Origin of the sequence: Bacillus sp. DHT2 (genome assembly GCF_026241455.1) — a bacterium.
GTDB classification, from domain to species: Bacteria; Bacillota; Bacilli; order Bacillales; family Bacillaceae_G; genus Bacillus_A; species Bacillus_A pseudomycoides.
On record NZ_JAPHWH010000008.1, the window covers coordinates 58,067 to 79,586 of the forward strand.

21 protein-coding genes and 1 riboswitch are annotated in these 21,520 nt (G+C 36.5%); of the genes, 15 read left to right on the forward strand and 6 right to left on the reverse strand.

Features of this window, described 5'->3' with window-relative positions; all coding sequences use genetic code 11:
- Positions 1–234: 234 nt before the first annotated feature.
- Positions 235–336: riboswitch (purine riboswitch) on the reverse strand.
- Positions 337–457: 121 nt separating this feature from the next.
- The 4 genes from rlmD to ORL93_RS18690 all read left to right on the forward strand — a co-directional run bounded on the left by rlmD (position 458) and on the right by ORL93_RS18690 (position 5,045).
- Positions 458–1,834, forward strand: a complete 1,377-nt coding sequence (rlmD, locus tag ORL93_RS18675; protein ID WP_265959363.1) for a 23S rRNA (uracil(1939)-C(5))-methyltransferase RlmD — start codon at positions 458–460, stop codon at positions 1,832–1,834.
- A 261-nt stretch (positions 1,835–2,095) separates the two neighbouring features.
- Positions 2,096–3,085: a tRNA dihydrouridine synthase gene (locus ORL93_RS18680; RefSeq protein ID WP_265959364.1), complete on the forward strand. Its 990-nt coding sequence runs from the start codon at positions 2,096–2,098 to the stop codon at positions 3,083–3,085.
- Between the two features lie 597 nt (positions 3,086–3,682).
- Positions 3,683–4,216, forward strand: coding sequence for a YehS family protein (locus tag ORL93_RS18685; RefSeq protein WP_003205667.1), 534 nt, complete (start codon positions 3,683–3,685; stop codon positions 4,214–4,216).
- 121 nt (positions 4,217–4,337) lie between these two features.
- Positions 4,338–5,045: a M48 family metallopeptidase gene (locus ORL93_RS18690; RefSeq protein WP_097795232.1), complete on the forward strand. Its 708-nt coding sequence runs from the start codon at positions 4,338–4,340 to the stop codon at positions 5,043–5,045.
- 70 nt (positions 5,046–5,115) lie between these two features.
- Here ORL93_RS18690 and ORL93_RS18695 read toward each other — a convergent pair whose 3' ends face one another.
- Positions 5,116–5,811 (reverse strand): GNAT family N-acetyltransferase, encoded by a 696-nt coding sequence (locus ORL93_RS18695; protein WP_265959365.1) that lies wholly within the window; start codon positions 5,809–5,811, stop codon positions 5,116–5,118.
- A gap of 14 nt (positions 5,812–5,825) precedes the next feature.
- Positions 5,826–6,935: a mandelate racemase/muconate lactonizing enzyme family protein gene (locus ORL93_RS18700; protein ID WP_098161243.1), complete on the reverse strand. Its 1,110-nt coding sequence runs from the start codon at positions 6,933–6,935 to the stop codon at positions 5,826–5,828.
- A gap of 236 nt (positions 6,936–7,171) precedes the next feature.
- Between ORL93_RS18700 and ORL93_RS18705 the strand changes: the two genes are divergently transcribed.
- The 6 genes from ORL93_RS18705 to ORL93_RS18730 all read left to right on the forward strand — a co-directional run bounded on the left by ORL93_RS18705 (position 7,172) and on the right by ORL93_RS18730 (position 13,353).
- Positions 7,172–8,278 (forward strand): M20 peptidase aminoacylase family protein, encoded by a 1,107-nt coding sequence (locus ORL93_RS18705; protein ID WP_018782618.1) that lies wholly within the window; start codon positions 7,172–7,174, stop codon positions 8,276–8,278.
- An 88-nt stretch (positions 8,279–8,366) separates the two neighbouring features.
- Positions 8,367–8,975 carry a class I SAM-dependent methyltransferase gene (locus ORL93_RS18710; RefSeq protein WP_098161242.1) on the forward strand — a complete coding sequence of 203 codons (609 nt, stop codon included), beginning with the start codon at positions 8,367–8,369 and terminating at the stop codon, positions 8,973–8,975.
- A 366-nt stretch (positions 8,976–9,341) separates the two neighbouring features.
- Positions 9,342–10,571, forward strand: coding sequence for an S-methyl-5-thioribose kinase (gene mtnK / locus ORL93_RS18715; protein ID WP_040119090.1), 1,230 nt, complete (start codon positions 9,342–9,344; stop codon positions 10,569–10,571).
- Positions 10,572–10,583: 12 nt separating this feature from the next.
- Positions 10,584–11,624 (forward strand): S-methyl-5-thioribose-1-phosphate isomerase, encoded by a 1,041-nt coding sequence (mtnA, locus tag ORL93_RS18720; RefSeq protein WP_097795234.1) that lies wholly within the window; start codon positions 10,584–10,586, stop codon positions 11,622–11,624.
- A gap of 265 nt (positions 11,625–11,889) precedes the next feature.
- A complete protein-coding gene (locus ORL93_RS18725; RefSeq protein WP_018782614.1) occupies positions 11,890–12,675 on the forward strand; it encodes a DeoR/GlpR family DNA-binding transcription regulator in 786 nt (261 codons plus the stop codon).
- 36 nt (positions 12,676–12,711) lie between these two features.
- The gene (locus tag ORL93_RS18730; RefSeq protein WP_006093266.1) at positions 12,712–13,353 is read left to right on the forward strand and encodes an L-fuculose-phosphate aldolase; all 642 of its coding nucleotides are present in this window, start codon (positions 12,712–12,714) and stop codon (positions 13,351–13,353) included.
- A 57-nt stretch (positions 13,354–13,410) separates the two neighbouring features.
- On the opposite strand, the gene ORL93_RS18735 is transcribed toward ORL93_RS18730, so the two are convergent.
- The 3 genes from ORL93_RS18735 to ORL93_RS18745 are packed head-to-tail and all read right to left on the reverse strand — an operon-like array spanning position 13,411 to position 16,415.
- The gene (locus tag ORL93_RS18735; protein WP_018782613.1) at positions 13,411–14,412 is read right to left on the reverse strand and encodes a FecCD family ABC transporter permease; all 1,002 of its coding nucleotides are present in this window, start codon (positions 14,410–14,412) and stop codon (positions 13,411–13,413) included.
- A complete protein-coding gene (locus ORL93_RS18740) occupies positions 14,409–15,443 on the reverse strand; it encodes a FecCD family ABC transporter permease (protein WP_029427565.1) in 1,035 nt (344 codons plus the stop codon). The genes ORL93_RS18735 and ORL93_RS18740 overlap by 4 nt, the downstream gene beginning before the upstream one ends.
- Before the next feature lie 48 nt (positions 15,444–15,491).
- Entirely contained in the window at positions 15,492–16,415 is a 924-nt protein-coding gene (locus tag ORL93_RS18745) for an iron-hydroxamate ABC transporter substrate-binding protein (RefSeq protein ID WP_006093271.1), read from the reverse strand.
- A 337-nt stretch (positions 16,416–16,752) separates the two neighbouring features.
- On the opposite strand from ORL93_RS18745, the gene ORL93_RS18750 reads away from it, so the two are divergent.
- Entirely contained in the window at positions 16,753–17,802 is a 1,050-nt protein-coding gene (locus ORL93_RS18750) for an NAD(P)/FAD-dependent oxidoreductase (RefSeq protein ID WP_265959366.1), read from the forward strand.
- A 308-nt stretch (positions 17,803–18,110) separates the two neighbouring features.
- Here the strand turns inward: ORL93_RS18750 and ORL93_RS18755 are convergent, their stop codons facing one another.
- Positions 18,111–18,479, reverse strand: coding sequence for a hypothetical protein (locus ORL93_RS18755; protein ID WP_003205643.1), 369 nt, complete (start codon positions 18,477–18,479; stop codon positions 18,111–18,113).
- 179 nt (positions 18,480–18,658) lie between these two features.
- Here ORL93_RS18755 and ORL93_RS18760 point away from each other — a divergent pair, with 179 nt between their 5' ends.
- The 4 genes from ORL93_RS18760 (at position 18,659) to ORL93_RS18775 (ending at position 21,294) form a co-directional block, all read left to right on the forward strand.
- Positions 18,659–18,898 (forward strand): helix-turn-helix domain-containing protein, encoded by a 240-nt coding sequence (locus ORL93_RS18760; protein ID WP_006093276.1) that lies wholly within the window; start codon positions 18,659–18,661, stop codon positions 18,896–18,898.
- Between the two features lie 485 nt (positions 18,899–19,383).
- Positions 19,384–19,920: a spore coat protein gene (locus ORL93_RS18765; RefSeq protein WP_098161237.1), complete on the forward strand. Its 537-nt coding sequence runs from the start codon at positions 19,384–19,386 to the stop codon at positions 19,918–19,920.
- A gap of 22 nt (positions 19,921–19,942) precedes the next feature.
- Positions 19,943–20,398, forward strand: coding sequence for a spore coat protein (locus tag ORL93_RS18770; protein ID WP_373926171.1), 456 nt, complete (start codon positions 19,943–19,945; stop codon positions 20,396–20,398).
- Between the two features lie 227 nt (positions 20,399–20,625).
- Positions 20,626–21,294, forward strand: a complete 669-nt coding sequence (locus ORL93_RS18775) for an LSm family protein (RefSeq protein ID WP_098161235.1) — start codon at positions 20,626–20,628, stop codon at positions 21,292–21,294.
- Positions 21,295–21,520: the final 226 nt, after the last annotated feature.

Genomic DNA, 21,520 nt, shown 5'->3' on the forward strand with positions numbered 1-21,520 from the left:
CAAGTGAAACCAAAAAGAGAAAACAAGAGCAGGCCATTTTTTATTCTTCATAGCTAAACGATATACTGAAAAGTCAAAATGAATATATATAATTAAAATAGGAGAGGTTTTATGTCATACGTAAGATGTCTGACCTTTTAGAAAAGTGAAAAATAAAAAAAGACCCATATGGATTCACTTTCATCTATGAGAGAAAGCTAATCAATATGAGTCTTTGTATACACAAACAAGCTAATATTCATTAGTTTTCCCCATAGTCCAGCAATTTTCGGTTGCCGGGTAGAAACTCTCGATCCATATTATCAAGTATATATGAGGGAACATCGTCCGTATTAAATTATTAGTAGCGTAACATTAGTCAACAAAATTCGTCAATAGCTTTTTTTCTTCCAATGGATAAAGAGCATATGAGTATGGTAAAATGTAACGCAGTGTTATGAAAAAGAGAGGTCGGAAAATGAGTAATAAAATGACGCCACCAGTTGAAAAGAACGAGTTTATAGATGTAGTATTTGAAGATTTAACACATGATGGTGCCGGTGTTGCGAAAGTGAAAGGATATCCTATTTTCGTAAAAAACGGGTTACCAGGTGAAGAAGCACAAATTAAAATTATTAAAGTAAAGAAGAACTTCGCATTTGGCCGTTTAACGAAGCTTCATACAGAAAGTCCATATCGTAAAGATGCAAAATGCCCAGTTTACAACCAATGCGGCGGTTGTCAGCTTCAGCACTTAACATATGAAGGACAACTAAAGGCGAAAGAAAAACAAGTGCGTGACGTAATGCAGCGCATCGGTGGACTGCACGACGTACCAGTTCATCCTGTTCTTGGTATGGAGAATCCGTGGGTTTATCGAAACAAAGCACAAGTACCGATTGGAGAACGTGAAGGCGGGCTTGTAGCTGGTTTTTATCGCCAAGGAACACATGACATCATTAATATGGAAACATGCTTAATTCAAGCAGAAGAAAATGATGCATTAATTCAAGAAGTAAAACGTATTTGTGAAAAGCATGGCATCACAGCGTACAACGAAGAACGTCATAAAGGAACACTTCGCCACGTAATGGCTAGGTACGGACAAGTAACAGGGGAAATTATGCTTGTCTTCATTACACGTACGGCAGAGCTTCCAAACAAAAAGGCGATCATCGAAGAAATTACAGCGAAGTTCCCAAATGTAAAATCAATTGTTCAAAACGTAAACACGAAACGTACAAACGTAATTTTCGGAGACACAACAACAGTCCTATATGGATCAGAATATATTTATGATTTTATCGGTGATATTAAATTTGCTATCTCAGCACGTTCTTTCTATCAAGTAAACCCAGAACAAACGAAAGTGCTATATGACAAAGCATTAGAATATGCAAAATTAGATGGAAATGAAACAGTAATCGACGCATACTGCGGAATCGGATCAATCTCGCTATTCCTAGCGCAAAAAGCGAAAAAAGTATACGGCGTTGAAATCGTCCCAGAAGCAATTGAAGACGCAAATCGAAATGCTGCATTAAACAACATGACAAACGCTGAATTTGCAGTAGGAGAAGCAGAGGTAGTCATTCCAAACTGGTATAAAGAAGGCGTAATTGCTGATACAATCGTCGTCGATCCGCCGCGTAAAGGCTGCGATGAGGCACTATTAAACACGATCATCGATATGAAGCCAAAACGCGTTGTATATGTATCATGTAATCCAGCAACACTAGCACGTGACTTAAAAGTATTAGAAGAAGGCGGATATAAGACGCAGGAAGTACAGCCTGTGGATATGTTCCCGCATACTACGCATGTGGAGTGTGTGGCTTGGTTGGAGTTGGTATAATAGAAAAGCAGTTGATATAGAAAAAATCTATACCATCTGCTTTTTTGTTTATAAAAATACCATTCAGGACCGACTTTAGTTAAAATAAACATTGCCGATTTTCACGATAGTTTTTCACAAATTATAAATGTCCAAATGTACTTGTGTTTGATAATAAGTTATTAAGCATGATATAAGTGTAAAAGAAGTGGAACATTTGGCTTTATATTTTTTGACCGAGAGTTTGAAGTTGTATCCATAGTGAGAGGATTTGAGTTTGAAATGATAGATAATTTTTGGCGTGATTTACCACGACCATTTTTTGTACTTGCACCAATGGAAGATGTGACAGATGTTGTTTTTCGTCACGTAGTAAGTGAAGCCGGTCGACCGGATGTATTTTTCACAGAGTTTACAAACTCGGATAGCTATTGTCATCCAGAGGGTATGAAAAGTGTGCGTGGCCGTTTGATTTTTACAGAAGATGAACAGCCAATGGTGGCACATATTTGGGGGGATAATCCCGAATATTTCCGTCAAATGAGTATTGGCATGGCAGAGCTAGGATTTAAAGGCATCGATATTAATATGGGCTGCCCTGTACCGAATGTGGCATCAAGAGGAAAAGGTAGTGGCCTTATTCTGCGTCCAGACGTTGCCGCAGAACTTATTCAAGCAGCAAAAGCGGGCGGACTGCCTGTCAGCGTGAAAACACGACTTGGCTTTAAGGAGCTAAATGAGTGGGAGGAGTGGTTAACGCATATTTTAAAACAGGATATTGCGAACCTTTCTATTCATTTACGTACAAGAGAAGAAATGAGCCAAGTAGATGCGCATTGGGAGCTAATTCCCGAAATCAAAAAATTACGTGACCGTATCGCACCAAATACGCTACTAACAATCAATGGAGACATTCCTGACCGTCAAACTGGGCTACAGCTTGCTGAAAAATATGGTATTGATGGCGTTATGATCGGACGAGGTATCTTTAAAAATCCTTTTGCTTTTGAAAAAGAGCCGAAAGAGCATACCAGTAAAGAACACCTTGATCTTTTAAGACTACAGCTTGATCTTCAAGATCAATATGCGGAAGTACTGCCACGTTCAATCACAGGGCTTCATCGCTTTTTCAAAATTTATGTCAAAGGATTCCATGGAGCTGCTGAATTAAGAAATCAATTGATGAGCACGAAATCAACAGATGAAGTGCGTGCATTGCTTGATAAATTTGAAAAGAGTGTTGATGGGACAGAGGACAGTGAAATGATGTAACTCTCAAAAAGTTAGAGGGAAAATGATTCACATCAACTCACGTGTGCTTATTTTATTCAGTTTCAAGTTCCCTTGCAGCCAACAACTTTTGTTTTGATAAAGTCTGTTTTCTGAAAGAAAAAGGTCTTAAGAATGTAATAAACCCACCAGCACCCTTGTGTTGCCACATATACTCTGCATATGTGGAGTGTGTGGCTTGGTTGAGTTTAAAATAAATTTAAAGCAGAAAATGAGCAGTGTTTTTGAGAGATCAAAGTACTGCTTTTTCTTTTCGTTAACGCAACGGTGGAAAGAGTCTTATAAGCGTACCTCAGGGTTTAATAAATATAGACCAGATCTATAGGCGCAAGGAAGGAGAAGAGAATAAATCAAAAAATCATTTGGATCTTTCCTCAGACTCAAGGTCCTCTTGAGTTTTTTAGTATGACCTTCACAAGTATTAATTTGGGTAAGACTATAAAACATGTCTGTAAAGTGTTAAAGTATTAATTTAGCGGACATTAACTAAAAAGTTATATTAAACATGATAGTTTAAAGCATGTTAGAGGATACGCTTTGACTGCTGGATAAATAACCAACATTTTAGGAGGACAAACAATGGCTATAAGCAATAATGATATTTTAATTAGAGTAAGATATGCTCTGGATATAAAAGATATAGATATGGTGGAGATGTTTAAACTTGGTGGCGTTGAAGTAACAAAAGAAGAAGTGCGAAAGATGCTGACAAAATTAAAAAACAGTTACTATGATGAAGTTGACGATGATAGTGATGTAGTTGAAAATGATTACGAAATAAAATGCAATAATGTTATGTTAGAGTCGTTTTTGAATGGTTTGATTACTTTTAAAAGAGGAAAACAAGATCCAAAACCAGGGCAATCGGATAGACAAGCGATGTCTTTAAAGAGTAATGGAAGTGTTAATAATCTCGTTCTAAAAAAATTGAAGATAGCACTATCATTAACAAGTGAAGATATGCTGGATATATTAGAAGACGTAGGAGTCATCGTAACAAAAGGAGAATTAAGCGCTCTATTAAGAAAAGAAGGTCATAAAAATTACAAAGAGTGCGGCGATAGATACGCAAGGAATTTCTTAAAGGGACTAGCTGTTAAATATAGAGGATAAGGGATAAGTATTGTAGCATTTATGATAAAGCAGTAAATGATATAATAGATAGAGTAGGGAGTTTGTAGCCTACTCTTTTTTATTTGTAAAAATAACAAGAACAAATACGCTAGGTGATGAAATGATACATACATATTTAGGTGAGACAATCAATTTTCATATAAATTGCAAGAAGAAAAAATCAGTACGTCTTTTTGTAGATTCTTACGGAAATGTTGAGGTGCAAGCTCCGAAAGGGACGCCTGTTGAATATATAATCCAGTTGTTAGAGGAGAAATGGGATTGGATTCAGAAAACACGTAAGGAAATGCAGGAGAGAGTGCTTGGGTCACAGGAAAAGGCTTATGATCAAGGAGAGGGCTTTCTGTATTTAGGAAACACGTACCCGATACAGATTTCTCAAGATACAAGTATTGAGCAAGATAATGCGGTGTTTGAAGGAGATAAGCTGCATATTTATGTGAAAGAGCTTAAGAATGAGAAAATACAACAAGCTTTAAAACGATTTTATTATAAACAGTGTAAAGCGTTAGTAGAGAAGAGTATTAAATCGTATCAAAGTAACTTTAAAACAAAGCCGCGTTTAATCCGTATTTCAGATAGTAACCGTACATGGGGAACTTGTGATTCAAATCTACAGTTAACGTTTAATTGGAAGCTAGCAATGGCACCTCAGAGGGTGATCGACTATGTAGTTGTTCATGAAATGTGCCATATGGTCCATTTAAATCATGATCGATCTTTTTGGCGTCTTGTTGGGAAGATAATGCCTGATTATAAGGAGATGGAAAACTGGTTAGCGTTATCAAGTTGGAAAATGACGGTTTAGTTATTACTCTGGATATGTGGCTTGAAATAAAGTAGAACCCTAATGAATTAGGGTTCTTTTTGTATATATATTATCGTCCAAATTTCACAATGAAAGCCTCATCCACTTTCTCCATCTCATATCCACGATAACCCTCTGAAAGTAATGCCTGCTGTTCGCTAGCATCACTCATCGAAATGTTCTTAACATCCGTCCAATCTCTTTCTTTATCCTTGCGCAATTCCTTCACAAATACATACCGCATACTCCCGCCATACTTCTCCTTCAGCGTCGCAATCTCCATCCCTTGCGCAAACTTATCTTTCAAACTCGGAATATTAAATGGCGCAACTGTACAACAAACGTAATCGTATTTGCTGTCTGTTTGTGTTAATTGTTCCATAATCACTGTTGCTAATATTTTCTGCATGCCGTTTCCACGGCACTTTGGATGAACATTTGAGATTTCTTGGTAAATAACACGGTCTAAATCATCCTCAGTTAAACCAATATCAAACCCTAAATGTTCGTCATCAATAGATGGGACTAAGAGTGCACGAAACGCAATCAGCTCTTGATCTACAAATGCACCAATTATTAAGCCGTTTCCGTTTAATATATATTGATATTCTTCTAATGTAAGAGGTTGCAAGCTATCTGTATTTTCTAATGCTTCAATTACAACATTTTGTAAGGATAAAATTTGCTGGATGTGATCGAAAGATAATGGTGCGACCTTGAATCTTTGTTCGTTTTGTTTTAATGTTCCTTCATAAAGAATGTTCATGTGGTGGTCCTCCTTTAGCGAACAACGTCTTGAAAAACGGTTAATTCATTTAGTATATCTTCATTGACATCGACGCCTAATCCTGGATTTTCGTTTAGACGAATAAATGGTATGTCGTAATATAAATCTCCAATATCTTTCGTGAACTTTAACGGTCCTGTTAGTTCAACGCTTGTGATGATTTTTTTCGAAAAAGCAACATGGAATCCAGCAGAAGATGCAACAGATGATTCAACCATGGAGCCAACTTGGCATTCAATTCCGGCCATTTCAGCTTGATGAGCGAGTTTCACAGCGGGGTATATACCGCCACATTTCATTAATTTAATATTCACTTTATCAGCGGCCTGCATTTGAATAATTTGGCGCATTTCACGTGAACTTTTTAGTCCTTCGTCAATCATAAGTGGAAGGTCTGTTTTTGAGCGAATATAGGCCATTGCATTAATATCGTCAGCTATAACTGGTTGTTCAATCCAATCAATGTTCAAGTGTCCGAGTGAGCGTAATGCAGTTAACGTAGTAGCGCTATTTTTCCAGCCTTGGTTTACATCCACGCGAATTGCGATATCATTCCCTACTCGTTCACGTACAGCTTCAATTCTCTCAACATCTTTTTGGACATCTGTTCCGACTTTCATTTTAAAAGAGCGAAAGCCTTTATTGATCATGGAAGCAGCTTCTTTTGCCATAGCTTCTGGGGAGGCGATACTTAAAACATGAGTAATTGGAAACACTTCATGGTAACGGCCACCAATCAATTGATAAACAGGCTGATCTAACTTTTTCCCAATTAAATCAAAGCAAGCAATATCAATCGCAGCTTTTGCGGTAGGAACACTATAAATAGTTTGATTCATGATGTCATGTATCTTCTCGATATTCATTGGATTCACACCTAGCAAGGCAGGAGCTAATGTATGTTTTAAAACTTGAAAGGTACTTTCCCATGTTTCGCCTGTAACGTGATCATCGGCTACTCCTTCACCGTAACCGACAATACCTTCATCTGTTTCAATTTTTATAATAATAGAAGGCATATCATGGTAAGTGCCGTAGCTGATAATAAATGGATCACGAAGTGGTAAACGGATTGCATAAAGGTGAATTGCTGTAATTTTCATTGTATAATCCACGTCCTTTGTATCATAAATTTAAAGTTGCATATATTCTTAATTAGACTAATGATGAGTAATTTTTTAAAAGAATTTTCAGAATTCTGATCTTAATTACCTTATTATATTTCAAAAGAAATGAAGGGACAATCTCTTGACATTTGCGTGAATATTCAATATGTTTTTCGAAATAGGATTTTTATAAATGAGAAAACTGCTTCGAATTTAGGAAGGAGAAAGGGAAAGTGAAAACAGTAGAGCTTCAAGATCGTTTAAACGAAATTTTTCAGCATTTACACGAGAATCCTGAAATAAGTTGGAAAGAATATAATACAACGGCCTATATTACGAAATTTCTAGAAGAAGAAGGAGTTTCATATAAAGTATTTGATGATTGCCCTGGAGTTATAGCTGAAATGGGGAACGGGAAACCAGTTATCGCCATTCGTGCTGATATGGATGCATTATGGCAAGAAGTAGATGGGAAATTTAAAGCAAATCATTCTTGTGGTCACGATGCTCATATGACGATTGCGATGGGACTTATTTTGCAGTTGAAAAATGAGCATTGGCAAAAAGGAACTGTCCGATTTATTTTCCAGCCTGCAGAAGAAAAAGGAAATGGTGCTTTAAAGATGGTGGAGAAGGGAGCGGTGGATGACGCTGATTTCTTATTTGGTGTTCATTTACGACCAATTGAAGAATTACCTTTAAAAAAAGCAGCACCATCTATTTGGCATGGGGCAGCGGGATTTTTAGAAGCGAATATACATGGGGATGATGCGCATGGGGCACGACCACATCAAGGTGTGAACGCAATTGATGTTATTTCTATGATTAATATCGGATTAAAAAACATCTGGCTCTCACCGCAAAAATCATACTCTGTCAAAATGACGAAATGCCAAGCTGGTGGAGATAATTTAAATATCATTCCAGGAAATGGGCAATTCGGTTTAGATGTAAGGGCGGAGAGCAATGTATTGCTAGAGGAGTTAACGAACAAGATAGAACATGTCATTCAATCAGCTGAATCAATGGGAACGAAGATTTCTTACGAATGGGTTGATATTGCACCTGGGGCAGAGGTATCGGAAGAGGCAGAACAACTCATGCGGAAAGGAATTCTTGAAATATACGGAGAAGACGGATGCACACCGCCACTTTTTACTACAGGAAGTGATGATTTTCATTACTATACGGTCAAAAGGCCGCATTTAAAAGCTGTTATGTTAGGATTAGGGGCAAATTTAAAGCCCGGGTTACACCACCCTTATATGAAGTTTGATCACGCTTGTATAATCGATGGAGTAGAGATAATGAAGCAAACTGTGTTGGAAGCTTTAAAATAATATTGGTTTAAAGTAAAAGCCTGATTTTATCAGGCTTTTTTTCTATGTTGTATAATAAAAAGTATTATTTCTTAATAGGAGAAAATCAATGAACGAACAATATTATGATGCGATATTAAATATAAAAACAGTAGGAGAGCAAAAGGGATTCAATGAGTCTCTGCATTATCATCGCTATGAACCAACGCCATATAGCGGGCTAGAAATATTATTAGATCAATATGAAATGAAAAGCAGTGATCGGATTGTTGATTTTGGATGCGGAAAAGGCCGGCTGAATTTCTATATTCATCATGCATGTGGTGCGTCAGCTGTTGGAATAGAAATGAACGAGATGTTCTACAAAGAAGCAATGGGAAATTTAGAACGTTATGCGAAGAAATCGAGAAATAGTAAAGATAAAATTCAATTTCAATGTTGCTTAGCGCAAGAATATGAGATTGATCCGCGTGACAATCGATTTTATTTCTTTAATCCATTTTCAGTGCAAGTGTTTATGAATGTAATCAATAATATATTGCTTTCGGTGGAGGAAGTAGAGAGAGAAATAGAGATTATTTTATATTATCCATCGGAAGATTATATCTTTTTCTTAGAGAATCAAACGGCATTTGAATTGAAAGAGGAAGTTAGATTGCCTGGGGTGTATGAGCGGAATGGGAACGAGAGGTTTTTGGTTTATGGATTGAGAAGCTAGAAGGAGTAAAAAGATAAATAGTAAATGTCAGTGAGTATTTAGAATTAAATACGGTGAACCGTACCATAAATAAAACACAATGGAGTACAGGATGTTTGAACTTTGCTCATTATGTAAGATGGATAGGGGTTAAAGCGTATTAAATAAAAAGGAAGCAAGAAGCTCTTAAAATACAAAAGTAGCTTCTCATTTTCATATAGGAAAACATTGACTCCCATCCCCAACAAGCTATAATAAAAACTAGATGTTCGTTTCAAACAAAATATGATACAAAAAGAACATATAACATAGATTGAAAAAATACTTTCAATCTATTATTTTTACGGCTTTTAGAAAACGCTTACATTTAGTGTGGAGGGAGAAACCATGTCTAAGTTCGCAGAGTATTTTTTAATGGAAGCTAATAATGTTATTGAGTATGTGAAAGAGAAGTTACCAATGTTTGAAAACGCAAAAGATTTGCAGTGCAAGGAAATTGGGGATGGCAATTTAAATTATGTGTTTCGTGTTTGGGATAAGGAGAAAGGAACTTCTGTCATTGTGAAGCAAGCCGGAGATACGGCGCGTATTTCAGATGAGTTTAAGTTGTCTACGAATCGAATTCGCATTGAGTCAAACGTTTTACAGTTAGAGGGGAAGCTGGCATCTGGGCTTGTACCAGATGTGTATTTATTTGATAGTATGATGAATTGCTGTGTGATGGAAGATTTATCAGACCATACGATTTTACGGACGGCACTGATTAACCATCAAATGTTTCCAAAGCTTGCGGATGATTTAACTACTTTCATGGTAAACACACTTTTATTAACATCTGATGTAGTGATGAATCCTAAAGAGAAAAAGGAACTTGTGAAGAATTATATCAATCCAGAGTTATGTGAGATTACAGAGGATCTTGTGTACTCGGAGCCATTTACAGATCATAACAAGCGCAATGAGTTGTTTTCGATAAATGAAGGTTGGATTCGGGAGCATATATATGGAGATGAAGCACTTCGTATGGAAGTAGCGAAGCTTAAGTTTTCGTTTATGACGAATGCGCAGGCACTACTTCATGGTGATTTACATACTGGCTCTGTGTTTGTACGAAAGGACTCCACAAAGGTCATTGATCCAGAATTTGCTTTCTATGGTCCGATGGGATACGACGTTGGGAATGTGATGGCAAATTTAATATTTGCTTGGGTGAATGCAGATGTAGCGATGGTTGATGGAGTGGAAAAAGATACCTATATGAGTTGGCTGGAGTCTACGATTATAGATGTAATCGATTTGTTTAAGAAGAAGTTTTTAGAAGCGTGGAGCACGCATGTAACAGAGATTATGGCAAAGGAAACTGGCTTTGATCGTTGGTATTTACAATCTGTGTTAGTGGATACAGCGGCTGTGACGGGTTTAGAGTTGATTCGCCGCATTGTTGGATTAGCAAAGGTGAAAGATATTACATCGATTTCAAGTGATGAAGCTCGGGCGGGAGCAGAACGGATTTGTTTACAGGCAGCGAAGAAGTTTATTTTACGAGCAAATGAATATAAAACAGGCGCTAGTTTTTTACAAACGTTAAAAGAGCAGTCTGTCCATAGTGCAAAGTAAGGAGAGAAGATGATGACAGAGCAATTAATACCAATTCAGTGGAAAGATGATGCTTTAGTTTTATTAGATCAAACTCTATTACCGAATGAGGTAGTCTATGAATCTTTTACAACAGCTGAGGGTGTATGGGATGCCATTCAAGTAATGAAAGTACGCGGGGCGCCGGCGATTGGTGTTTCAGCAGCTTACGGTGTGTATTTAGGCGTAAAAGAGACATCCGAAGATTCAGTGGAGTCATTTATAGAAGAAGTAAGTAGAGTCTGCACGTACTTAGCGACATCTCGACCGACAGCGGTGAACTTATTTTGGGCACTTGAGAGAATGGAAAATGCGGCAAAAGAACATTCCCATTTATCTATCGCTGATTTGAAAAATAGGTTATTAGAGGAAGCAAAAGGAATTCATAAAGAAGATGAAGAGATTAACCGCCAAATTGGGGAATATGCATTAACATTGTTCCAAGATGGCATGGGTGTACTAACGCATTGTAATGCAGGTGCTTTAGCAACAACGAAATATGGTACTGCAACAGCGCCGATGTACCTAGCGAAAGAAAAGGGATGGGATTTAAAGATTTATTCTGATGAGACACGTCCTAGATTACAAGGATCTACGTTAACGGCACTAGAACTGCAGCGAGCTGGGATTGATGTAACAGTCATTACGGATAATATGGCGGCAATGGTTATGTCACAAGGGAAAATTGATGCAGTTATTGTTGGCTGCGATCGTGTAGCGGCAAACGGTGATGTGGCAAATAAAATTGGAACGCTTGGTGTATCCATTTTAGCGAAATATTATAACATTCCATTTTATGTTGCAGCACCGACTCCGACAATTGATGTAAAAACACCAACAGGTAAGGAGATTCCGATCGAGGAGCGTGATGCTTCTGAAGTGATTAACCGCTTTGGGCAATATTCAGCTCCAAAAGAAAGTAAAGTATATAATCCAGCGTTTGATGTAACGCCGCATGAGAATGTAACAGCAATTATTACGGAAAAGGGAATTGTTAGGGCTCCATTTACCGAGAATTTAAGAAAGTTATTTTAGTAATTATGAAATATATAAGTACAAATTGAAAAACTGATATAAAACCTTTCTTTTTAGATGGGAGAGAGCGCCTGTCCATGCATAGAAGCGGTCAGGTCCTCTTCCTGCCTCATGCCAAGTGAAAACAGAGAGAAAACAAGTAGCGATCATCTTTTGTTCTTCGTAGTAGCGACTTATATGTTGAAAAATCAAGATGGGTTTATATAGAAAATTGCTTATGTATATTAGACATATAAGAAAATAACGAAAAAGAGGACCGATTATCATGTCTAATTCACCGGTAGAGAGAAGAAATAAAATCATTGAGATACTTGAACAAAGGGAGCACGTGGAAGTTTCATATTTAAGCGATGCATTTCAAGTATCATTAATGACAATAAGAAGAGATTTAGAGAAGCTTGAAAAAGACGGCAAAGTCATTCGGATGTACGGTGGTGTAAAACTAAAAACAAAGCGGGTATATGAATATTCGATGGAAGAGCGTCTAAATAGTAATAAGAGAGAGAAGTTAGCAATCGCACGTGAAGCTGCTAGGTTAATTGAAGATGGTGATGTCGTTGCGTTTGATGCGAGTACAACAGCCCTTGAGGTAAGTAAACTTATTAAGGATCGCAAAGATGTAACGGTTGTGACAAATAACCTGAGCATTGCGATTGAACTAGCAGATGTGCCAGAGATTGTTGTCATTGTACTCGGTGGCTTTTTACGTGGGAAATCATTATCTGTTATGGGAGCTTCTTTGAAACAGTATTTAGAGGCAATTTATATTGATAAAGCTTTTATTTCAAGTAAAGCACTTAGTTTTCATGAAGGCTTAACAGATACAGCTATTGATGAAGGAGAAGCGAAGCAAGCGATGCTTAGTAAATCGAATGAAGTCATTGTTTTAGCAGATCATACGAAGCTCGGAAAGGTTGCTTTCTATAAGGTTTGTGATAAACAGGGTATTACAAAAATTATCACAGATGAGCTCATACCGTTGACACCACTGCAGCAAGAATGTATTAACAGCTATAAAGAATATGGTACACCCATTATTCTAGCAAACTAGTCGTCACAGAGTTCACACCAAGGGGGATGTATATATATGTTACTACAAAAAGAAAGAGAAGAGATTGTAGCGTATGGAAAGAAAATGATCGCTAGCGGATTAACAAAGGGGACTGGCGGTAATATTAGTATTTTTAATCGTGAACAAGGTCTTATTGCAATAAGTCCAAGTGGTTTAGATTATTTTGAAACAGTGCCTGAAGATGTAGCTATATTGAATTTAGATGGTGAAATTGTGGAAGGTGATAGAAAGCCTTCTAGTGAACTAGATATGCATCTTATTTATTATAGAAAGCGTGAGGACATCAACGCACTTGTTCACACGCACTCCCCTTACGCAAAAACAATAGCATCATTAGGATGGGAACTTCCTGCGGTATCTTATCTGATTGCTTTCGCAGGGCCGAATGTACGTTGTGCGCCGTATGAAACATTCGGAACAAAGGAACTAGCAGAAGCGGCTTTTGAAGGAATGATTGATCGCCGTGCGGTTTTACTTGCTAATCACGGCTTAATGGCCGGTGGGAACAATATAAAAATGGCGTTTACTGTTGCGGAGGAAATTGAATTTTGCGCGCAAATTTATTATCAAACGAAGTGCATTGGAGAGCCAAAATTGTTGCCAGAGGAAGAGATGGCAAGATTGGCGAAGAAGTTTGATGGGTATGGGCAACACTAGAATTAGTAAATAGAAAAAATCCCTCGAGAACAAATCGATTCTCAAGGGATTTTATTTTTATTTCTTAAGTAACAAATACATAAAATAAGGAGCACCAATCAAAGCGACCATAATCCCCGCTGGAATTCCACTTGGCTCTACAATATGACGACCAATTGTATCTGCAAGTAACAATAGCCATCCCCCGATTAAAATGGCAACAGGAAGAAATAATTGATGCCTCGGCCCGACTAAAGATTTTGCGATGTGAGGAGCCAGAAGTCCGATAAAGGCGATTCCCCCTGTGACTGAAACGGCAGAAGCTGCTAATGCAACGGCTGCTATAAGGAGTGAGCGGCGTTCTTTTTCGAGTGCGACACCAACACCAATTGCTACATGCTCATTTAATGCAAGGAGATTTAATCGGTTTGCTTTATAGAAAGTAAATGGAATGAGTACAGCTAGCCATGGAAGGAGTGCGAAAACAAAAACCCAGTCATCTCCCCAAATGTTTCCGGCAATCCATTTTACGATAAAGTCTACTTTTGCACGTTCAGCAGATGAAATAAGTACAATCATCGTTCCGGAAAGAGCGAACGTAAATCCAATTCCTGTTAATGTCAGTCTTATCGGTTGAAGCCCAGCAGTTTTACTGTATGAAAATCCATAGATGAGACAGGCTGTAATAAAGGCACCGATAAATCCAACGATTGGTAGCAAGTAAACAAATGAGCCTGCGTCTATTGGAAAATATAAAAAGAAAAGGGCAATTGCAACGCCTGCCCCTGAGTTAATACCGATAATACCAGGCTCGGCTAGATCATTACGCGTTATACCTTGTAGTATAGCTCCTGATAAGGCAAGTGCCATACCAGCTAATAGTGTAATCACAATTCGTGGTAATCGAAGAGAAAATAAAATAAATTCTTCTTTAAATGTACCTTGGCCAAAAAGTGTAGGTAGCAGTCTATCATAGGACAATGAAGCTGCTCCTAGGCCCATTCCAATTGTAATGGTTGCTGCAATAAGCAGGAGTAAGGCAAGTACGATTACTCGTTGTTTTTTAGATTGTTGAATCATGAGAACGACCTTCCTCCTTTACGTACGATGAATAGGAAGAATGGTAAACCTACAATTGCGATAATGGCCGCTATTGGTGTTTCATATGGAGCGTTGATTGTGCGTCCAAGTGTGTCAGCTAATAGCATAAAAGAAGCACCAGCAATGGCAGACATCGGTAGCACAAATCGATAGTCTGGTCCGACAATAGGGCGGACCATATGAGGTACCATTAAACCGATAAATGCCATATTTCCAACAAGTGAAACAGAAGCACCGGCAAGTAAAATGATAACGATAAAAAGAATGATTTTAATGACGATGATTTTTTGACCGAGTCCTATTGCTACTTCTTCGCTTAAGCTAAGAATCGTCAATTTCTTTGAAAATAAGATTGCAATGAATATACTGATTGAAATAACTGGAACAATGACCTGTAATTGGCTCCATGATGTTCCGATTACGCCTCCGGCAGTCCACATGGATACATCTTGTGAGATTTTAAAATAAATCCCGATTCCTTCTGAAATCGCGACTAAAAATGCTGAAACCGCGGCGCCAGCAAGTACAATACGAAGAGGAGAAAGCCCGCCTTTTTTCATCATACCAATTCCGAAGACCATAATGGCGCCGATAGCAGCACCGATAAAACAAGCAATCATTATATAAAAATAGTTTACAGAAGGAATAAGGGCAAGTGTAATTGCCAAGGCAGCGTTGGCACCACCAGTTAGCCCGAGTAATCCTGGATCAGCGAGTGGATTTCGCGTTATACCTTGCATAATCGCACCAGAAACAGCGAGCCCAGCTCCAACAAAAATGGCTGCAATTTCACGTGGGAAGCGAAGTTCACGGATAATGGAGAACTTTTCTCCATTAACGTTAGAAGTCAGCGCTATCCATACATCCTTTATAGAGGTATCTGCTGCGCCAAATACCATGGCAACCATAAATATAATAAAGAACACAATGATTCCTAAAATGAGCTTGTATACAAAGGAAGTGGAACGTAGATTGTCTTTTGTCATTAGTTTCACATCTTTTCTTTTCATAGAATAAAGGAAGAGGAATTCTTTAAATAAGAATTCCTCATTGTTGTGTTATTTACCAAGAAAGCTTTTCTTGAAGAAATCTAGTTGGAAATCTAATGTGATTGGATCATTAAAATAGAATTCTTTCGCGTTTACTTCAAATGCTTTATTGTTTTTAACAGCTGGAATGTTTTTGTACGATTCTGTTTCTTGGAATGAATTATTCGTATCGTTGTTTTTACTTATAATTAAGTAATCCCCAGCATACTCAGGTAGAACTTCAGCTGATAGTGCATAGTAGCCATCTTTTAGCGCTTTTTCTTTTACTTTTTCCGGCATTTTTAATTTCATTTCTTGATACAGGATTTCTGTTCCACGGCCCCAGTTATCGCCGAATACATAGATTTGTTTGTCGAAGTTTTCAATAACAGAAACGGTTGTATCTTCACCAATTTTTGTTTTAATATCTTTTCCAGCGGCTTGCGCACGTTTTTTGAAATCATCAACCCAAGCTTTTGCTTCTTTTTCTTTATTTAGTAGTTTACCGATTTCTAAATGTTGTGTTAAGTAGTCAACTTTCCCATATGTGAATGTTACAGTAGGAGCGATTTTTTTTAACTTATCGATATTTTTAATGTTTGATAAACCAATGATTAAATCTGGATTTAATTCGATAATTTTTTCAACATTTTCATCAGATACTTCTGTAACATCTTTCAATTTTTTTTCAAAACGCGGATTCATTTTAGACCATGAATCTACACCAACAAGGTTTACACCTAAAGATATTACGTTACCTGCGAATGATGATAGTACAACAACGCGTTTTGGGTTTGCAGGAACTTCAACTTTACCATTCTCAGATTGATATGTAATTGTTTCTGATTTGCTTCCCTTTGCATTTGAATCGTTTTTCTTATCTGTCGAACCGTTGCTACAAGCACTCATAACGAGTACGAATAGAACTGTAAGTGAAATGAATAACTTTTTCATTTTTTCTTTCTCCTTTTTATAAAATTGTATGTAGTATATAGCTTTCTAACGGGATAGATGTCTTACACTTAGTAGTTAAGGAATCTTATAAATCTTGATATTGAGATTTATTATAATAAAATACTTGAGGGATCTATAAATAAACGAGCCGCTATTTTCCCTACAAATTTGTTAATAGTTTACAAAATGATAATGATTATCAATATCGATTCTTTAATAATATAATTTTATATTTTTCTATTGTCAATAGTTATTTTGATTGAAAACCTGAAGGGAAAAGGTTATATTTTATTGAGAATGATAATCAATTATATTTGATGCCTGGGAGTGAACATAAATGAATCCAGAAGAATTATTTGATGTGACCGTGATTGGAGGAGGTCCAGCAGGGCTTTACTCAGCGTTTTATAGTGGGCTTAGGGAAATGAAAACAAAAATAATTGAATTTCAACCACAGTTAGGTGGGAAAGTACATGTTTATCCTGAGAAAATGATTTGGGATATCGGGGGATTGCCACCAGTTACTGGAGCGCAGTTAATTGAGCAGCTTGTGGAGCAAGGGTTAACATTTCATCCGGAAGTAGTGTTGAATGAAAAGGTAGAGTCAATCAATCGGAATGAAGAGGGAGTTTTTGCGCTAACAACTTTCTCTGGTCAAAAGCACTTTTCAAAAACAGTTATTGTAGCTACTGGAAGTGGAATATTAAAACCACAAAAGTTAGCAATTGAAGGTGCAGAAAGGTTTGAAGTATCAAATTTAAATTATACTGTCAAATCTTTAAAGGGTTTTAAAGATAAGACTGTAATTATTTCAGGTGGAGGAAACTCAGCGATCGATTGGGCAAATGAATTAGAGCCCATTGCGAAAAAGGTTTATTTAACATATAGAAAAGATGCCTTAGCTGGTCATGAAGCACAAGTTACTCAGCTTATGAATAGTTCAGTGGATTGTCTCTTTAATACGTCGATTACAAAGTTGATGGCTGATGATAATCACGAAGCAATTGAATATATTGAGTTAACGAATCATGAAACAGGTGAAGTTTCTCATTTACCTATTGACGAAGTCATTATTAATCATGGGTATGAACGTGATATAACATTATTGGAAAATAGTGAACTAAATGTTGAAATCGTTGATAATTATTTTATTGCCGGGAGTGCGAACAGTGAATCTTCAATAGAAGGGCTATATGCTGCTGGAGATATTTTAAAGCATGAAGGGAAATTGCATTTAATTGCGGGTGCTTTCCAAGATGCTGGAAATGCTGTAAATAAAGCAAAACAATTTATTCAACCAGATGCGAGTGAATATGGAATGGTTTCTTCCCATAATGATGTTTTCAAGCAGCGTAACCGAGAAATTATTAAGCAAATGATGAAATAATGGGTCGTGTTGAGAAGTTTAAAGAGTGGAAAGAAATAAATAGAGAAGAATATGTAAATGAATTATGAGAGATTTGAAATAAATATCTTTTTAATAGATAAACACCCAGTTACTTTCCTAATCTTTATTAAGTAAGGAAGTAGGCTGGGTGTTTATATAATTACTATGTTTTTTATCATTTGTATTACACTGGTTTCTTCAGTTCACGTCTTTTACATGTATTTTGAGAAGAGAATACATGTAAAAGACGTGAACGTTGGATTTGTAAATCTTTTTTTGTGGTTCATATTTTTTATAGACAAGGAAAATTATGCTGTTCCTTGTGCGTACTGATCAGGAAACTGCTTATTTTGCACAGAGGCAATATATTGTTTCCCGTGTTTTCTAGCCATAGATTCTAGTATGTGACGTACACGTTTTGTAAGATGTCCCTGGTTTTGTAACGCTTCACAGTATGCATCATAGTAAGCATATTTAGCCCAAAGGAAATCATCTTGTTGAAATATGAAATGATGTTTATACCATTCTCCAATTGTATTATAGTTTACGCTTTCATTTGCAGCCTTTGTTTGCTCAATGATTCTTTTTGGTAAAGCTTTAGAAAGCTGAGAAGCAGTATTTGTTGTTTCAGTTTGTAATGATTGCTCTAACATTGTAATGATGTGACGAGTAGCCATATGTTTAACTCTCCTTTGTGTAAATGGATAAATGCCATCTATATTTTTTTAATACTTACTATATTATTATACAATATATGGAATGCATCTACCTGCTTTTTGATTTGTATTTACAAAATCTTTTTATTTTATTTATAAAAATCTTTTATAATAATGTAGACATAAAAAATAATGAGGGAATGAAACGATTGTATATAACGGTAAAAGAAGCGGCAGAATATTTAAATATTCCGGAATCTTACATTGAAGAATTGGTTCAGCAAAAACGAATTCGAGCCGTGTATGACGGTGAGCAATATTTGCTGAATAAAGAACAGTTCAATACGCATTTAGAGCAAATGGAAAAATATAAACAGTTAGTAGAAGAAATATTAAATGAGCCAATTCCAGAGGATATGGATGTAAAAGACGAAGATTAAAACTCATGGGCCTATAGCGTAGTACTCTATGAAAAATGATACAGAATCATTTTTATCCTGCTATTTGTGGGCAGTAATATTCCCACTTTAATTTCAACAAAAGTAAAGAAGCTAGGTGGAGAATAAACTGCCCGTAAAAGCCCGATTGGTGAGGGCTAATACTAGTGGAGGATGAAAAATCCTCCACTAAGTAAAGTTTCATTTTATAAATACTGTTTCAAGATCTGTAGGATAAGTATCTTGAAACGGTATTTTTTTATGATGAAATAGTAAAATTGTGTGCATAAATGGCGGCTAATGACATGCTGGGTATTGATAGAAGCCATGCTAGTCTTTTGTACATCAGAGATATACATATTGGATAGATGTACCCCCGTGTTAAAAACATATTTTTATATAATGGGACAATCATAGAGAACGTAACCTGTACAGATACATATACTATCAGTGCAAACGACTTATAAAACAATGAAAGGGGTTTTCTCATGAGCACGATTAGTAGTGATTTGCTGTATGGATTGATTGGAGAGAGTGTTAGAGTGAATCGAGGTGGACCAGAGTCTCAAAAAGGTACAGTGGTCGCAGTGTATTCGGATCATTTTATTTTATTGAGTGAAAACAGAACGTTTTACTATTATCAGTTTCAACATCTAAAAAGTATTACAAAAAATGCGAAAGATGTTGCTGCAGACATTGGAGTTTTACCAACATTTGCACAAGGTGAAGATTTTCAAGGCTTACTTCAAAATTTAAAGTATCGTTGGGTGAAAATTAACCGCGGCGGTCCAGAAAAGATTGAAGGAATTCTACAAGATGTTTCTTCTGAATATGTGACATTAATTGTAAAAGAGGAAGTTGTACAGATTCCACATTTCCATATTAAAAGTATGAATTATGGTCTGCAAGCACTAGAAGAAGATGCTTATCAGTCAAATAACCAAAAATCCGATCAGACAGCATATGTTCAATATTCAAGAGCAAGAGCAACAAGACAATCAAGTCGATATAATCGATCCAAATAATAACAAAAGAGGGGAAGGAGGGATGAAATTGGAAAATATATTTCCTGAAAATCAAATAAAAAGCTTGGTTTATCAAGGTGTAAAAGTAAACCTTGGTGGACCAGAAAGCCGTACAGGTGTGTTGCTGGCAGTAGGTGATGATTATCTCGTTCTTCAAGGAAATACAGGAGAGGTCATTTATTATCAACAGAAGCATGTAAAGGGTGTTGTAAAAAAGGCAAAAGAGATAGGGTTAAATCCTTATTTTATTGAGCAATCCTATGCGGATGGTGCAACGTTTCAAGAGATACTAGGTAGTCTTAAGTATAAATGGGTCAAAATTAATCGCGGTGGACCAGAAAGCGTAGAAGGTTTATTAAGTGATGTAAATGAAGAATACGTTACATTAGTGAACCGTGATGAGGTAATTTACGTTATTAACTTTCACATTAAAAACGTAAATCAAATCGTTAAAACTACTAAAGATGAAGAAGAGTAATGTTTGATAAATAAGAGGGGGCAGTATGGAATAGGTAGTGGTGAATGTTTTTTGTTCAATTGCTATTATTTTACTATAGCCTAAATGCCCTCCTCTACTATTCATACAGATAGAAAGAGAGCATTGTGTCACTTTGCATACATGTTTTAGCCCCCTATTATTCTTTTTTAGCTACATGTGAATGAGAGATAAAGAGGAAGTTACGCTTTGGAGAAAGGAGGATACAGGTGAACGAACTAAGCAAAAATATTGGAGAATATATCTATGTTAAATTAATTGGCGAGAAAAGGTTTAAAGGATTATTAATTGATGTAGGCAATGATATTGTTGTTATTTATGATGGGAAAGACTACATCTATATTTCCTTATATCATATTCAATATTATAAATTTACCGCGAGTCTTGTGACCGAAATACACAAGCCAGAAACAGATTCTGTTATTAAAAGAGAGTCACCGTCAATTTCCCTTCGAAAAGTACTGAGCACATCTAAAGGGATTTTTACGGAGATTTATGTAGCTGGTGGTTATCCTATTCATGGTTATGTTGCAAGTGTTATGAATGATTATTTAGTATTCTATAGCCCTGTGTACAAAACAGTATATATTTCTTTAAAACATCTAAAATGGTTAATCCCCTATCAAGAAAATCAAATTCCGTATTCCCTCAATAAAAATGAGCTTTCAGTTAATCCATTAAATATTACACTAGCTAGAACATTTGAAGAACAACTAATCAAAATGGCAAGGAAAATTATGGTGTTTGATTTAGGCGAACATTCAAATAAAATTGGGAAGATGACGAAAATTGAAGATGGTCATATTGAATTGATCAAGGCGCGTGATGAAAAAGTATATTTAAATATTCAACATGTAAAATCGGTTCATTTTCCGTAAGCTTGTTAAGAAGGCTTGCTTTTTCTTTTATGTGTGTAAAAGAAAAGGTCGAGTCTATTTTTATCCCGTAAAAGCCCGATTGGTGAGGGCTAACTATCAGTGAGGGATGAAGACATCTCCTCACTGATTAAATATTTAATTTATTTAATCATGGATTAGTAAGAGAGGAAGGTATATTTTTATAATAAAAAATGTGTACGAGCATGTTTATTATGTCCAAGCTATC